A 14,848-nucleotide genomic window follows, 5' to 3' on the forward strand; every position below is an offset into this window, starting at 1 on the left:
GGCAAACCCGCCTTCTCGGACCGGATGGCCCGGAGAAGGCGGGTTTGCTCGTTTCATCACAAAAGCTTACGACAGCAGCCGGACCCCGAGGATGGGAACGCGAAGCTACCAGCCCATCCGGCGGCAGAAGCGCATCAGATTATCCATCGTCAGTGCAAGGTCACTTTTGCTGCGGGGCTTTGCTTCCCGGAAGGGTACGGCCACACGGTTGATGCTGAACACCGCCGACACACCCATATCGTAAGCCGCTTCAATGTTGTCTCCAATGTCGCCCACCACGGCCACCAGCGGAACGCCCGCGCGCTTTGCCCGCCGCGCCACGCCGATGACCACCTTGCCCAGCAGCGACTGGGCATCCAGCTTCCCTTCCCCGGAGAACACCATATCTGCCCCCTCCAGCAACTTGTCAAAGCCCACGGTATCCAGCACGGTCTCAATGCCCATTTGCAGCGTGCTGCCGAAAAAGGCCACCATGCCGCCGCCCATGCCGCCTGCCGCGCCCGCACCATGGAGCTGCCGGATGTCTCGCCCGGTACAGCGCTCCACAACATCCGCCAAGTGCGCCAGGCCCGCGTCCAGAAGCTCCACCATGGCCGGGTCCGCGCCTTTCTGGGGCGCGAACACATGCGCCGCGCCCAGCGGGCCGCACAGTGGGTTGTCGATATCGCACATGGTCACCAGCTCCGCGCTCGCAAGTGCGGGATGCAGGCCGGAAAGGTCGATCTCCGCAACCTCCGCCAGCGTTGCCCCCACAGGCACAAAGGCCTCGCCTGCCGCGTTGCGGAACACTGCACCCAGCGCTGCCGCAGCGCCGCAGCCTCCGTCGTTTGTGGCGCTGCCTCCCAGCCCCACCACCAGCCGTTTGCAGCCGCGCTCCAACGCATGGGCCATCAGTTCACCCACGCCGTAGGTAGTAGTCTGTTCGGCGTGCAGGCGCTCGCCCACCAGCGGCAGGCCCGCCGCCGCCGCCATCTCGATGACGGCCACACCGTCCGGCAGCATGCCGTAGAACGCGGGCACTTCCTCGAAGTACGGGCCTTTTACAGTCACGGAGACCTTTTCCCCGCCCACGGCCTGCAGAAACGAATCCACACTTCCTTCGCCGCCGTCTGCCACAGGCACGCTGTGCACCTGGGCATCCGGATAATATTCCTGCACCGCCTGTGCCATTACGGTACAGATCTCGGCCGAGGACATGGTTCCCTTGAAGGAATCGGGGATGAGGATCACTTTTTTCATGATTTACGCTCCTTGTCAAAAAAGTCCGGGTTTCAGCTTTACAGGAGCCGGGGCAGGGCCCCGGCTCCTGCACGGTCGGGTAAGACATTCGGCACGGCGCTTTTTTGACGCTGAAAACGCCGTTACCGGAAAATAAGAGAGAGCACGAACACGCCGGCCATCGACGAAAGCCCCAGCAGCAGCGTGCACAGCGTCTGCGTTTTATAGCCCTGCTCCGGCTTCATTTCGCCGAAGTTCGTCACCACCCAGAAATAGGAATCGTTGGCGTGGGATACCGTCATCGCGCCCGCGGCAATGGCCATCACCGTCAGCGCGGCGCGCACGGGCGTGCCCAGTCCCATCACATCCATCAGCGGAGCCATGATGCCCGCCGTGGTGGTAAGCGCTACCGTGGAGGACCCCTGCGCCGTCTTTAGGATGGCGGACAGCAGGAACGGGAAGAAGATGCCCACGGCCTCCAGAATAGACGCGTTGGCCGTAATGGTCTCCACCATGCCGGACACCGCGATCACTTTTCCCAGCACTCCGCCCGCTGCCGTGACGAACAGGATGGGGCCGACGGTCTTAAGCGTCTCGTTGGTGAGCTCGTAGAATTTGTTCAGCCGTTTCGCACCCGCAAGCAGTGCTACACCGAACAGCGTGCCCACCGCCAGCGCGATGATGGGTGCGCCCAAAAATGCACACAGATCATAGGCAAAGCCCGTCCAGCCCGCCATGGCCGCGATGGAGCCCAGCGCCATCAGCAGGATGGGCACGACAATGGGCGCCAGCGCCGCCGCCCCGCCGGGCAGCTTGCCGAACTCCGCCACCAGTTCCTCGTATGTCCTGGCCGTTTCGCCGTCGCATGCCTCATCGCCCGCTTTTACCTTTTTGCCGATGTACTTTGCGAAGAAGTAGCCCACAAACAGGGGAATGATGGAGCACAGCGCGCCCATGCCCATAACGAGCAGCAGGTTGTCGCCGATGCCCAGCGTGCTGGCCGCGGCAATGGGCCCCGGCGTAGGCGGAATGAATACGTGAGAGATATACAGCCCGGCCGAAAGCGCCACTGTCATGGCCACGCTGGACGTCATTGTGCGCTTTACCAGCGCCTTGCGGATGGGGTTGAGGATAACAAACCCTGAATCACAGAACACGGGGATGGAAACCACCCAGCCCATGAGCAGCACAGCCAGCTCCGGCCGTTTTTTCCCCACCACATGGATGACCATATCCGCCAGCTTCAATGCCGCGCCTGTGGCCTCCAGGATCGTGCCGATGAGCGCACCCAGGATGATGACAATGCCGATGCTGGTGAACGTGCCGGAAAAACCCGAGCCGATGACGTTGGCAAGCCCCGGCGTGACAGCGCCGTCCGCGGCTGTCCTGTTCACCAGCGGCACGCCCGCCACAAGCCCCAGCACCAGCGAGATGCCCATGATGGAAAGGAATGGGTGGATCTTCCATTTCGAGATGGCCAGGATCATAAGGACAATGGCCGCCACGAACGCAAGGATAAGCGGAAAACCTGACATGATGAAACCTCCTTTTGAATCGGCTTTGCGCACCCGCTGCTGCCGGGTGCCGCCTGTTGATACAGTGTACCGGGCCGCACGCTGTTTTATGATGTTTTGCGCCCGTCTTTCAAGCCGTATTTCAAGCGAGATCTCTGTTCCTCATGCCAATACCGCGCAAGGCCGCGCGACAGATTTGGTTTAATTGTCCAGTTTCAGCTTCCCATCAAAAGCAGGCTGCCTTCCACTTCCTTGAAAAAAAGCACTGCCATATAGAATACCGGTGCTTGGCTGGGCCGGCGCACATCGCAGCCCGTCAGCTCCTCCAGCCGCTTCAAACGGTACTGCAGAGTGTTTTTGTGGATATACAATGCATCCGCCGCTGCCTGGATGGAACCCTCCGCCGCAAAGTATGCCTCCAGAAGTCCAATCCATCGGCGCAGCTCCTCGTAAGTGCAGCCCCGAAATACCTTACGCAGATATTCTTCCTTGGTCTGGCGCGGCACATCGCCTGTGAACAGCTCCAGCGTCACACTGTCGTAAGGCAGCACGCCTTCCGGCGCCATGCGAGCCGAACGCCACGCCTTATTTGCCTGGGCATAAGCCCGGTGCACATCCGGCGCGCCGCCGTCGATCCCCACTGCCAGCCGCAGACCAAAGCGTTCCCGCGCCATGACGCACAAACGCTGTGCCATGGCCTGCATCTGAGCGTCCGGCCGCGCACGCAGCAGCAGAATCTGCCGCGCTGCATTCCGCAGAATGATACCGCCCGCCTCGCCCTCCACAAGTCCGGAGACCGCCGTCTCCAGCTGGTCGATGCGTTTTTGTCCGGCGGCGGTGTCGGTGTAGAGGGCAAGGTCCCGCACACTCACCACCATTACCCGGCGCGGCACTGTAATGTCCACACCCAATGCCAGCCCGCGTTCCGCCAGCACCTGCGGCTGCAGCAAGCCGCCGCCCAACACCCAGTCCTCCAGAAAACGGCTGCGCACACGCTGGTCCAGCCGCTTTTCATCCTGTTCATTGCCCTCGCGGATAAGGATCTCCGTCATCTTTTTCACGACCTGGCCGTATCCGATGACCTGCTCGTACGCGCCTGTGATGCCGATGACGCCCACGGTACGGCCCCCGTGTGTGATGGGCAGGTTCAGCCCCGCCCGCACGGTAGGCGTGGCATCCTCCGGACGGACGTACAGCTCCGGCAAGCCCTCCTCTACAATGCGTTTTGCCCCTGCGTGGAAGTGGCCCACCCGTGTGCCGTCCGTGCTGGCAATGATATTTCCCCGTTCGTCCATCATGTTGATGTGCTGCCCCACGATGCCGCTGATCTCGTCCACGATACGCTGGGCGCTCTGTACTGAAAGCTCCACATTCGTTCTCCTTTCCTCAGCGCCCTGCGGCACATGGCTCCCGCCTTCCGTCCCAAGCCGGCCGCACTGAAACTGTGCCGCACCGCCCTGCCCGTATTATACACTGCCGTGAGAGCATTTCCCATGGTTTATATACTAAAATAAATATCTTATAATTGTATTATAAAACAAATTTTTGCAAAACGCATCCTTTTGGGGAAACGGGCACGGTATTTTGCATCGCGCCATGTATGCAGAAACCCGCCCCGCTGCAAAAGCAGCAGGGCGGGTCAGCAAAGCCGGGAACCTACCGGTCAAACGATCTTTGGGATGGTGATGGCATGCACCGGGCACACATTCATACAGGTGCGGCAGCCCGTACACTTTTCATAGTCTACACGGGCCACGTTATTGGTCACCTTGATGGCACCCTCCGGGCAGCTCTTTTCGCACTTCATGCAGCCGATGCAGCCTGCCGTGCAGGCCTTGCGCGTCAGGGCGCCGCGGTCGTGATTGGCGCACATGACAACGGGCTTTTCGCTCTCCGGCCGAATCCAGATCACCTTTTTGGGGCACGCCTGCTCGCAGGCGCCGCAGCCTGTGCATTTTTCCGGATTCACACGGGCAAGCCCGTTTGACACCGTGATGGCGTCGAACTTGCAGGCCTTGACACAGTCCCCGTAGCCCAAACAGCCGTATTCACAGGCGGCGCGGCCGGAATACAGCGCGGCGCAGGCGGCACAGCTTTCAATGCCTTCGTACTCATACTTATCCTGCGTGTGGTCGTAGCTGCCCTGGCAGGCTACGATAGCCTTGCGCTTCACAACTTCGCCCGCTTCCACGCCCATGATGGCTGCAGCCGCGGCCGCACATTTTGCACCGCCGGGCACACATTTGTTCACCGGCGCGCCCTCGACAATGGCTTTTGCATAGTCGGCACAGCCGGCGTAGCCGCAGGCGCCGCAGTTAGCGCCGGGCAGCACGCCCAGCACCTCGCCCACGCGGGGGTCTTCCTCTACGTGCATAAAATGTGCCGCCACAACCAGGATCGCGGCGCCCAGAAGGCCGATGACGGTGACAACCGCCACCGCTGTTACGATACTCATGCTCTCTCTCCTTCCTTAATGGCCCGCGAAGATATTTTCGATGACGCCGCCGAAGCCCATGAAGGACAGGCTGGTGACGCTTGCCGCCACAAGCGTGATGGGCAGGCCCTCAAAGCACTTGGGAGGCTGGGCATCCTCCAGCCGTTTGCGTACGCCGGAGAACAGCACCATGGCCACCATGAAGCCCACGCCCGCGCCCACAGCGCACACCAGGCTCTCGGCAAAGTTGTAGCCCTCGTCCAGCACGGAAATTGTCACGCCCAGCACCGCGCAGTTGGTGGTGATGAGCGGCAGATACACACCCAGCGCCTTGTACAGCGGGGGCATGAACTTTTTGAGGATGATCTCAACCAGCTGCACCAGCACCGCGATGATGAGGATAAACACAATGGTCTGCAGATAAGCCATGCCGTTTGGCTCCAGCAAATAGGTGTAGATGGGCCAGGTAACACTGGTGGCCAGCGCCATGACAAAGATGACGGCGGCAGACATGCCCACGGCGGAATCCAGCTTTTTGGAAACGCCCAGGAACGGGCAGATGCCCAGGAACTGCACCAGCACATAGTTGTTCACGAGGATCATGCTGAAGAAGATCATTGCCAGCTTAACAGCCATTACGCCTCGCCTCCTTCCGCTTTATCCGCGCATTTGCCGCCGCATACGCTGGCCGAGGGGCAGCCCTCGCAGCCGATGCTGCGCACCTTGCGGTTGTTTGTCTTGATCTCGATCCAGATCACCAGCGCCATCAGGCAGCCGAACACGAAGAAGCCGCCGGGAGGGGTAATGAACACAGTCATGGGGTCCACTGCCGCGGGCATGACCTGTATGCCGAACAGCGTACCGGCGCCCAGCACCTCGCGGACGGAGCCCATCACCACCAGAGTTCCCGTAAAGCCCAGACCCATGCCCAGGCCGTCCAGCGCCGAAAGGCCGATGCTGTTCTTGGAAGCGAACATCTCGGCACGGCCCAGGATGATGCAGTTCACCACGATGAGCGGCAGGAAGATGCCCAGCGCCGAATCCAGCGCAGGCACAAACGCCTTCACCAGCATCTGCAGTACCGTCACAAACGTGGCGATGACCGTGATGTAGGCCGGCAGACGAACCTTATCGGGGATGATCTTGCGCAGCGCCGAAATGGCGATGTTGGAACACACCAGCACAAACGTGGCCGCAAGGCCCATGCCCAGACCGTTGACGGCCAGCGTGGTGACGGCCAGCGTGGGGCAGGTGCCCAGCACCAGGCGCAGCGACGGGTTCTCCTTCAAAAGGCCGTTGGAGAATACCTTCAGTTTTTCCTTCATTCCGCTCACGCCCCTTTCACTGTGCTGAACGCGTCAATGGCCTTCTGCACCGCATCCATCGCCGCGTTCGAGGAGATCGTCGCGCCCGCCACGGCGTCTACGCCGTCCAGGCTCGTCTTGCCCACGAATTGTCCGGCAAACCGCGGACGGCCCACCTGTCCGCCCACATCCGCCGTTTCATTGGAGGCGTCGATGTATACGCCCGTGATCACGCCGCCGTCGTCGAATCCAACCGCCGCGGTCACCGGCTTTTTGTAAAAGCCCTCCGCCTGCGCATAGATCACAACGCCGTAAGCTTCGCCTTTGTAAGCCTCCGTCACACCGTCGGCGGAGACGTCCACAGGCGTGATGGCGCCTGCGTCGGGCAGCAACGCCGCGCGCAGCTCTTCGGGCGAAAGGGCCGAAAGGTCCTCTCCTGCCACGCCGGCTTCCTGATTATACGCCGCGATAGCCGCGTTGATGGCCGAGGCAGCCGCGCCGGAGGAAATCGTCGCGCCCGTGATGGCATCGATGTCGGAGAGGCCGAATTCTTCAGCGGGCATACCGGCAAACTGGCTCTGGAACGCTTCGCTCTTGACCTTCTGGCCAAGGCCCGGCGTTTCGTCGTTGTCCAGGAATTGAACGGCTTCGATCGTGCCTTCGGCGTTGAACGCCACCATGACGGGCACCTCGCCGCCGTAGCCCTTTGCCTGCGCGGTAATGACGTAGCCGCTGTCGTTGTCCGCCTTATAAATGGCCGTCACGCCCTCGGTAGGGGTTTCCGGCGCCACTTCCGTAAAGGTGTCTGCCGACGGCAGCAGAGCCTGCCGCGTGGCGTTTGCCGTTTTGACGACGTTTTCCGCGATGATGGGGGCCGTCACATTGTTTGTCACAGCCAGCAGAAGGCTTGTGACCAGGCAGATGACGCCCAGCACCACGATGGGTTTTACAAAATCATTCCAGGTGTTTTTCATTTGGCTTTGGCACCTCCCAGCGGTTTCTGGCGCGTGAGGTCATTGATATAAGGCACCAGCAGGTTCATCAGCAGCAACGCAAAGCTGACACCTTCGGCCATGTTGCCGTAGAACCGGATGATGCAGGTGATGACGCCCAGGCATACGCCGTAAACAATACGGCCCGTGAAGGTGAACGGGCTGGTGACGTAATCCGTCGCCATGAAGAACGCGCCCAGCAAAAGCCCGCCGGAAAAGAGCTGCAGCACCACATCCTGCCCCAGCACCAAGCTGAGCACTGCCACGGTACCGATGTAGGACAGCGGAATGGCCGCGCTGATCGTTTTGGTGGCGATCAGGTAAATGCCGCCCAGAATAAGCGCCACGGCGCAGGTCTCGCCCAATACGCCGCCGTGGGCGCCCAGCAGCAGCTGCAACAGCATGTCCTTGCCTGCCATGCTGTTGCCCGCCACGAGAGGCGTGGCGCTGGCCAGCGCATCAATGTCCGTCTGGGGAAAGGCATAAGCCGTCATGCGGCCCGCAAAGCCGATGAACAGCACGATGCGTCCCAACAGGGCGGGATTTGCAAAATTGAAGCCCAGACCGCCGAACAGCTGCTTTGCCACCACGATGGCGACGAAAGCGCCGATGATGGCGATCCACAGCGGAATGGTCGCGGGCAGGTTGAAAGCCAGGATCATGCCTGTGACAACGGCGGAGAAGTCCCCCACCGGAACCGGCTTTTTCATCACGACGCAGTACAGCGCTTCGAAGCCCACACAGGCCGCCACAGTAACGCCCGTGACCAGCAGTGCCCGCGCGCCGAAAATAAGCGTGCTGGCCACCAGTGCGGGCAGCAGCGCGATACACACGTTGAGCATAAGCCCCCGCGTGCTGGTATGGTTGGTGATATGGGGGGACGCGGTAACGATCAGTTTTTTGCTTTCCATCGTTATTTCTTCCCTCCGTTCTTATTTTTCTGCCACACGGCCTTGGCCAGATTCATCGTCTGGGTGACGGGCCGCTTGGCCGGGCACACATAGCTGCATGTTCCGCAACCGATGCACAGGTCCACCATCAGCTTGTCCAGCATCTCGCCGTCGTTCTTGGTGTACGCGCCCGCGATCTCCACAGGCGAAAGGCCCATGGGGCAGGCATTGATGCAGTTGCCGCAGCGGATACACGGGCCGGGAGCGGGCAGAGCGGCCGCCGCCGGGCCGAAAGCCACCAGCGCATTGTTCTGCTTCAGCACGGGGAAAGCCGGGTCCGCTACGGCAGTCCCCATCATCGGGCCGCCCATCAGGATCTTGGAAACATCGTCCTTTACGCCGCAGAAGTCCAGCACGTCGCCGATGGGCGTGCCGATGACGACCTCTACGTTCTTCGCTTCGCCGATGGCGTCGCCGTCCACGGTCAGGCGCTTGGTCGTGAGAGGCATGCCCGTGGCCAGGTATTTGCCCAGTGTGGACACCGTGGTGACGTTCAGCACGATAACGCCTGCGTCCGCGGGCAGACCGCCCCGGGGTACTTCGCGCCCCGTGGTCTTTTCAATGAGCACCTTTTCCGCCCCTTGGGGATAACGGCTCTGCAGGGGCATAACGGAATAATCCGGGTCGTTCTTCACAAGGCTGAACATAAGGTCGATGGCCTCAGGCTTGTTGCGCTCAATGCCGATGACGACCTTTTTGATGCCCAGATGCTGCTTGACGGCCGCAATACCGCGCATCACGCTCTCGGAGCATTCCAGAAATTCCCGGTTGTCCGAGGTAATGTACGGCTCGCATTCCGCGCCGTTGATGACGAGGGTGTCGATGGCCGAAAGATCCTTGGGCGAGAGCTTGACCGCCGTGGGGAAACCCGCGCCGCCCAGGCCCACCAGGCCGCACGCCTGCACCGCCGCAATGAGCGAAGCGTGGTCCGTCACCTCGGGCGGAACACAGGCCGGGTCCGGCGTCTGCTCGCCGTCGGCCCTGATGACGACAGCCGGTACCGAACGGCCGTTGGGCATATGCACGGTCTCCACGGCCTCCACGGTGCCGGACACGCCGCTGTGGATGGCTGCGCCGACGAAACCGCCCGCCGCGCCCACAACGGTACCCACCAGCACCGCATCGCCCTTTTTCACCGTGGGGGTGCACGGCGCGCCGATATGCTGCTGCATGGGCAGCACGATCTTTTCGGGCAGGGGCATGGCGACAGTGGCCATACCGGATGTTTTCTTTTCATGCGGCACGCGCGCGCCGAGGGCGCTGCGTTTGAATTTGGATGACATGAAAATATGATCCCTCGTTTCTCCTTTTGTATTTTTTACGGTTGCCGCCGTATCCACCCGGGGCGCAGATACAACGCCAGTACGCAAAATAATCCATCTTCTATTGTAAACACTGGGCCGGGCGTAGTCAACAACGGATAATTTTTTCACAATATCCGGCGCGGCCTGCGCGGCGGCAGCTTTTTCCCTGTGCCGCCGCGCGCCCCGGCGCGGAACGGTTGCGTTTTTATGCACGATTGTGCTATACTAACAGCGGTATACTGTAATAACAAAACAGCCGCGTCTTATGCGGTTTGCCGCGTGCGGCCGCATGGCGGTATATCGTTCAAAACATACATTCAGCAACGCGGGCCTGCCGCCCGCGGGGAGGAAACACGTTGTCCTTTCTTATCACAAACAGCCGGGACGCGCTGCCCATGGAAACGCTGCCCGCATTGAAAATCACACATTTCAACGGCGAGCCTGCCCGCGGGCAAGTATATGCGTATCTGCGCTGCTATGTGCGGGATGGCGAAATCCCTTTCAGCGTCACGGTATTTGATGAAACGCCGCCCGACACAGCCCGCTTCGGCTTTGCCGTCACGCCGGACGACGCTGCCGGCACTTATCTGTTCGCGTCCTGTACAAAGCAGCAGGGCGATGCGCTGTGGCTGTACCGTACCGGGGAACCGGCAGACGTACCGCTGCGCCGGCTGGAAATGCCGCCCATGCGGCATCTGGCCGGCAGTGACGAGCAGGGCTTTTACTGGAGCGCCGAAGGTGTGCTCCCCGCTCAGGCGTTCCGCACGGCGTTCGGCCGTGTGCCCAGGGTGGGCGGCATCCTGCCCGGGAACGCCTTTTTGTATGACGTTTCCGAACCGGCGTTCGGCGCGGCGTTTCCTGTGCCCGCAGGTGCGGGCGTTCCCACCGCAGCCGGGTTCGGCACCTTCGTCGTGGTGCCTTATTGACCGGCGCGTGTCCTTTCGCAGTGTTCCCTTTTTTCACCGCCGCATCCCCTTATTCCGCATCTGCCGGCAAATGCCGGCATACTAATTGCAGGAGGCGTATTGCTATGTTCAAATTTATCCTGAAGGTATTCGCCGTGGCTGCCGCCGTCGCAGCGGCGCTGGCGGCGCTGTCTTGGTTCGACAAAGCCGGCACCCCCGAGTATATCGAAATCTATTCCGACGATGAGGACGCGTTTTAGGAAACGTCTCGCAGCGTACAGCGCCGTGTTCGCGGTGCGCCGTCTCTTTTCCGCAGAAAACCGCCCCGCACGGATGCATTCCAGCGTCCGGCGCGGGGCGGTCTTTTTGTTTTCATATGAGCGGCTCAGGCCGTCTCCTGGCTTTCCAGCAGCGGTGTATAATACTTCAGCTTATACTGCGCCAGCATCTCGTTGAAATTTGGCACATACCCGTCGTGCATGTTGCGGCGGAACTCGTGGGCGTCGAAGTGGTCGTCCTCGGATTCCTTGCCCACGATGCGCGCGGCAATGTTGGAGCAATGGTCGGAGATGCGCTCCAGGTTCGTCAGGATCTCCAGGAAAATGATGCCGCTCTCGATGGCGCACACACCGTTTTTCAGGCGCAGAATATGCCGTTCCCGAAGCGTGTCAATCATCAAGTCGATGGTCTCCTCCAGCGGCTCCACCTGCTCGGCCAGCACCGTATCGTCCGCCTGGAAGGCCGCCAGCGTGATATCCATGATCTCTTTGATGGCGTTGTCCACCAGCGAAAGCTCCCGCCGGGCGCTTTCGGAGAAGGTGATCTCCTTGTCGAACATCTCGCCGCTGCGCTCCACCACATTGATGGCGTAGTCGCCGATGCGTTCGTATTCCACAATGAAATTGATCAGCTCGTTTACCGCATGGCTTTCGCTCTCGTTCAGTTCACGATCAGTCACCTTTACCAGATAGTTGCTGATATTGACCTCCAGCTTATCGATGACGCTTTCGCGCTGCTGAATGAGATTGAGCACCTCGGTGTTATGGCTGTACAGCACGGGCACGGCCTCGCCGTAATTGGCGCGGGCGTTGCGGGCCATGGTCTCCACGGCGCTTTTGGCCTGCTGGATGGCAACCGCGGGAGAATTGAACAGACGCTCGTCCAGCACGGGGATCTCGATGTCCTGCTTTTCTCCGGGCTTGTCCGGGATGGTCATTTCCGCCAGTTTGGCCAGCAACTTCGTGAACGGCAGGAACAGCAGCGTTACCACCACGTTGAACAATGTGTGGAAGTTTGCAATATCGCCCATATTCATCGTGTCGTTCCACCACGAGAACCCAACCGCGGCTTTCACGCCGTAGATGGCCGCCATAAATATGACCGTACCGATAATGTTGAAATAAACGTGTACCATCGCGCTGCGCTTGGCCGCCTTGGATGTGCCGATGGACGCGATGAGAGATGTGGACGTGGTGCCGATGTTCTGCCCCAAAATAATGGGGATGGCGCTGCCCCAGGTGACCAGGCCGGTGCTGGAAAGCGCCTGCAAAATGCCCACGGACGCCGAGGAGCTCTGCACCGCCACCGTGACGAGCGTACCCGCCAGAACGCCCAGAATGGGATTCTGCAGCGTGGTGAACAGGCGGACGAACAGTTCGGATTCCCGCAGTGTGCTCACAGAATCTGTCATCATGCCCATGCCGATGAACAGCAAGCCGAAGCCCATGAAAATCTGGCCGATGTCGCGCTTGCGCGGCGACTTGATGAACACGAACAGCACCGCGCCCACAAACGCCAGAATGGGCGCGAACGTGGCGGGCTTAAGGAATTCCATCAGCATGCCGCCGCCCGAAATATCGGAAAGCCGGATGATCTGGCCCGTCACCGTGGTGCCGATGTTGGCACCCATGATGATGCCGATGGCCTGGGAAAGCTGCATGATGCCCGAGTTGACAAGGCCCACCACAATGACCGTGGTACCCGAGCTGGACTGGATGAGCGCGGTGATGACGGCCCCGAGAGCCACGGCGCGCCAGGTGGACGAAGTGAGCTTCTGCAGGATGCTCTCCATCCTGCCTCCGGCGTATTTCTCCAGCCCCGTGCCCATGATGGACATGCCGTACAAAAACAGCGCCAGGCCGCCCGCCAGGCTGATAACGTTGAAAATGGTCATACATGGCCTCCGGTCTCTCCCAACGGGCCTTCCATACACGCCCGTGGTCTTCACGAAATTTTGACAGTTTTTTTACAGTAACAATACAATTATACTGTGTAGCCGGCCCGTGCGCAATGCGTTTTTCCCACTTTACAAAAACTGTACATTTCCCCTGCGGCGCGCAGGATGGCCGTCAGGCGCCTTTTTCCACCGATACCACAACGCCCGCGGGCATACAGACGGCCTGGTCGTGCTCTTTTGAAAGCCAGCCGTAGCCCTCGCAGATATGGTCCGGGCACCGGCTGTTGATAAAGCGGATGCGGCCCTCAGACACCTCCAGCGTCACGGGGAGCTTGCCTTCGCTGATTTCATAGGTGCCGTCCTTGTCCAGCGGCAGGGTGATCGTCTCCGCGTCCGTGATCTCCACGCGGGCCGTCGCCCCCTCTGTACGCGTCATAACTCTTGTCACGGCAATCACGCCCGCCAGCAAAATGACCGCAAGTGCGAACAATATGTTTTTTTCATGGTTTCTCCTTTTTACGCCTTTTTATGTCTTGTGTTGTCCTTTTAATATACTATAATAAAAGGTATCAACTATGCAAGGAGATTGTTTATGGACGAAAAACTTCTTCTGGAACAGATCGATGCTTTTGTGGCGGAAAACAGGGAAAATGTCCTGCGGGACCTGAAGACGCTGGTGGACATCAACAGCGTGGAAGGCCAACCCCAGCCGGGCGCACCTTTCGGCCCCGGCCCCAGGAAAGCCCTGGAGGCTGCGCTGGACATCGCCGCCGGCATGGGTCTGGACGCACACAACTGCGAAGGGTACATCGGCTACGCCGACCTGCCCGGCGCAAGCCCCACGCAGATCGCCACCATTACGCATCTGGACGTGGTGCCCGAGGGCAACGGCTGGACAGGCTCCCCGTTTGATATGGTGCGCCGCGACGGCTATGTCGTGGGACGCGGCGTGGCCGACGACAAAGGCCCCGCTGTACTGACGCTGTATGCTGCCAAATTCTTCAAGCAGCAGGGCACCACGCTGCCCTATACGCTGCGCATCCTGCTGGGCGCCAACGAGGAGACCGGCATGAAAGACGTGGATTACTACCTGGAACACTATCCCCAGCCCGCATTCTGCTTCACGCCGGACGCCGAGTTCCCGGTGTGCTACGGGGAAAAGGGCGGCTACGGCGGCTGGCTGGTGAGCGCACCGCTGCACGGCAGCCTCATCGACTTTCAGGGCGGCGTGGCCCACAATGTGGTGCCGGACCGTGCTTATGCGCTGGTACGCGCGGACGCCTCCGCGCTGAAGGACACCGAAAATGTGAAAGTTACAGCCGAGGCGGACGGCGTAGCTCGTATTTCCGCTTTCGGCAAGGGCGGCCATGCGGCCATGCCCGCCGGTACGGTGAACGCCATTGCTCTTGTGGTGGACTACCTGCTGGACAACCGCCTGTGCAGTGAGGAGGAAGCCCGCGCGCTGGAAATGCTGCGCCGGCTGCACGCCTCCACAGACGGCAGCAGCGTGGGCATCGCCGCGCAGGACGACGTGTTCGACCCGCTCACCTGTGTGGGCGGCGTCATCAAGCTGGAAAACGGCGCGCTGCGCCAAAGCATCGACATCCGTTTCCCCACCAGCACCAATGCCGAGACGCTGTGCGCCGCGCTGTCGAAGCTGGCGCAGGACGCGGGCGGCAGCTTCCTGCCGGACAGCGCCCGTGTTCCGTTCTATATCGACCCCAATACCCCGGTCATCCAGACGCTCATCCGGACGTACAACGATGTAACGGGCAAAAACGCCCAGCCTTTCACTATGGGCGGCGGCACCTATGCGCGCCACTTCAAATGCGCCGTCAGCTTCGGTATGGAAGAGACCGGCGAACCCGCGCCCGAATGGGTCGGGCCCATGCACGGCCCGGACGAGGGCGTGAGCGAGGCGCTGCTGTTCAAGGCACTGAAGATCTATATCCTGGCCATCGCCCGCCTTATGCAGCTGGAATTTTGACCGTTCTGCGGCGGGACGCCGCAAAAACACGACAGAAAAGGCCGCGCGTCCCCAATGGGGACGC

Annotated in this window: 14 protein-coding genes; 3 read left to right on the forward strand and 11 right to left on the reverse strand. The window is 60.8% G+C overall.

From position 1 onward, the window contains the following. Positions 1–105: 105 nt before the first annotated feature. From TQ39_RS04015 to rsxC, 9 genes are all read right to left on the reverse strand, one after another. The gene (locus TQ39_RS04015) at positions 106–1,239 is read right to left on the reverse strand and encodes a glycerate kinase family protein (RefSeq protein WP_050004644.1); all 1,134 of its coding nucleotides are present in this window, start codon (positions 1,237–1,239) and stop codon (positions 106–108) included. 122 nt (positions 1,240–1,361) lie between these two features. Beyond that, a complete protein-coding gene (locus TQ39_RS04020) occupies positions 1,362–2,753 on the reverse strand; it encodes a GntP family permease (protein WP_050004645.1) in 1,392 nt (463 codons plus the stop codon). A gap of 194 nt (positions 2,754–2,947) precedes the next feature. Beyond that, positions 2,948–4,102 carry a CdaR family transcriptional regulator gene (locus tag TQ39_RS04025; protein ID WP_050004646.1) on the reverse strand — a complete coding sequence of 385 codons (1,155 nt, stop codon included), beginning with the start codon at positions 4,100–4,102 and terminating at the stop codon, positions 2,948–2,950. A 293-nt stretch (positions 4,103–4,395) separates the two neighbouring features. Beyond that, entirely contained in the window at positions 4,396–5,187 is a 792-nt protein-coding gene (locus TQ39_RS04030) for an RnfABCDGE type electron transport complex subunit B (protein ID WP_009321780.1), read from the reverse strand. A 15-nt stretch (positions 5,188–5,202) separates the two neighbouring features. After that, entirely contained in the window at positions 5,203–5,802 is a 600-nt protein-coding gene (locus TQ39_RS04035; protein WP_009321779.1) for an electron transport complex protein RnfA, read from the reverse strand. Further along, positions 5,802–6,491, reverse strand: a complete 690-nt coding sequence (gene rsxE, locus TQ39_RS04040) for an electron transport complex subunit RsxE (protein WP_050004647.1) — start codon at positions 6,489–6,491, stop codon at positions 5,802–5,804. Before rsxE ends, TQ39_RS04035 begins: the two co-directional genes overlap by 1 nt. 5 nt (positions 6,492–6,496) lie before the next feature. Beyond that, the gene (locus TQ39_RS04045; protein ID WP_050004648.1) at positions 6,497–7,444 is read right to left on the reverse strand and encodes an FMN-binding protein; all 948 of its coding nucleotides are present in this window, start codon (positions 7,442–7,444) and stop codon (positions 6,497–6,499) included. Further along, complete coding sequence (locus TQ39_RS04050; RefSeq protein ID WP_009321776.1) at positions 7,441–8,373, reverse strand: RnfABCDGE type electron transport complex subunit D; 933 nt, start codon at positions 8,371–8,373, stop codon at positions 7,441–7,443. Before TQ39_RS04050 ends, TQ39_RS04045 begins: the two co-directional genes overlap by 4 nt. 2 nt (positions 8,374–8,375) lie before the next feature. After that, complete coding sequence (gene rsxC, locus TQ39_RS04055; RefSeq protein WP_009321775.1) at positions 8,376–9,695, reverse strand: electron transport complex subunit RsxC; 1,320 nt, start codon at positions 9,693–9,695, stop codon at positions 8,376–8,378. Positions 9,696–10,072: 377 nt separating this feature from the next. Between rsxC and TQ39_RS04060 the strand changes: the two genes are divergently transcribed. Then, a complete protein-coding gene (locus TQ39_RS04060; RefSeq protein WP_050004649.1) occupies positions 10,073–10,642 on the forward strand; it encodes a hypothetical protein in 570 nt (189 codons plus the stop codon). A gap of 104 nt (positions 10,643–10,746) precedes the next feature. Further along, positions 10,747–10,881, forward strand: a complete 135-nt coding sequence (locus TQ39_RS21810) for a hypothetical protein (protein WP_009321773.1) — start codon at positions 10,747–10,749, stop codon at positions 10,879–10,881. A gap of 125 nt (positions 10,882–11,006) precedes the next feature. Here TQ39_RS21810 and TQ39_RS04065 read toward each other — a convergent pair whose 3' ends face one another. Together TQ39_RS04065 and TQ39_RS04070 are read right to left on the reverse strand one after the other, a co-directional pair. Further along, positions 11,007–12,794, reverse strand: a complete 1,788-nt coding sequence (locus TQ39_RS04065; RefSeq protein WP_009321772.1) for a Na/Pi cotransporter family protein — start codon at positions 12,792–12,794, stop codon at positions 11,007–11,009. Between the two features lie 175 nt (positions 12,795–12,969). Beyond that, positions 12,970–13,287, reverse strand: a complete 318-nt coding sequence (locus TQ39_RS04070) for a NusG domain II-containing protein (RefSeq protein WP_050004650.1) — start codon at positions 13,285–13,287, stop codon at positions 12,970–12,972. A gap of 102 nt (positions 13,288–13,389) precedes the next feature. On the opposite strand from TQ39_RS04070, the gene TQ39_RS04075 reads away from it, so the two are divergent. After that, complete coding sequence (locus TQ39_RS04075; protein ID WP_050004651.1) at positions 13,390–14,784, forward strand: Sapep family Mn(2+)-dependent dipeptidase; 1,395 nt, start codon at positions 13,390–13,392, stop codon at positions 14,782–14,784. Positions 14,785–14,848: the final 64 nt, after the last annotated feature.

This window comes from Ruthenibacterium lactatiformans (assembly GCF_000949455.1).
Classification (GTDB): Bacteria; Bacillota; Clostridia; order Oscillospirales; family Ruminococcaceae; genus Ruthenibacterium; species Ruthenibacterium lactatiformans.

Coding starts and splice junctions, on each gene's coding strand:
- TQ39_RS04015 (WP_050004644.1), bottom strand. CDS start 1,239: ATGAAAAAAGTGATCCTCATCCCCGATTCCTTCAAGGGAACCATGTCC.
- TQ39_RS04020 (WP_050004645.1), bottom strand. CDS start 2,753: ATGTCAGGTTTTCCGCTTATCCTTGCGTTCGTGGCGGCCATTGTCCTT.
- TQ39_RS04030 (WP_009321780.1), bottom strand. CDS start 5,187: ATGAGTATCGTAACAGCGGTGGCGGTTGTCACCGTCATCGGCCTTCTG.
- TQ39_RS04035 (WP_009321779.1), bottom strand. CDS start 5,802: ATGGCTGTTAAGCTGGCAATGATCTTCTTCAGCATGATCCTCGTGAAC.
- rsxE (WP_050004647.1), bottom strand. CDS start 6,491: ATGAAGGAAAAACTGAAGGTATTCTCCAACGGCCTTTTGAAGGAGAAC.
- TQ39_RS04045 (WP_050004648.1), bottom strand. CDS start 7,444: ATGAAAAACACCTGGAATGATTTTGTAAAACCCATCGTGGTGCTGGGC.
- TQ39_RS04050 (WP_009321776.1), bottom strand. CDS start 8,373: ATGGAAAGCAAAAAACTGATCGTTACCGCGTCCCCCCATATCACCAAC.
- rsxC (WP_009321775.1), bottom strand. CDS start 9,695: ATGTCATCCAAATTCAAACGCAGCGCCCTCGGCGCGCGCGTGCCGCAT.
- TQ39_RS21810 (WP_009321773.1), top strand. CDS start 10,747: ATGTTCAAATTTATCCTGAAGGTATTCGCCGTGGCTGCCGCCGTCGCA.
- TQ39_RS04065 (WP_009321772.1), bottom strand. CDS start 12,794: ATGACCATTTTCAACGTTATCAGCCTGGCGGGCGGCCTGGCGCTGTTT.
- TQ39_RS04075 (WP_050004651.1), top strand. CDS start 13,390: ATGGACGAAAAACTTCTTCTGGAACAGATCGATGCTTTTGTGGCGGAA.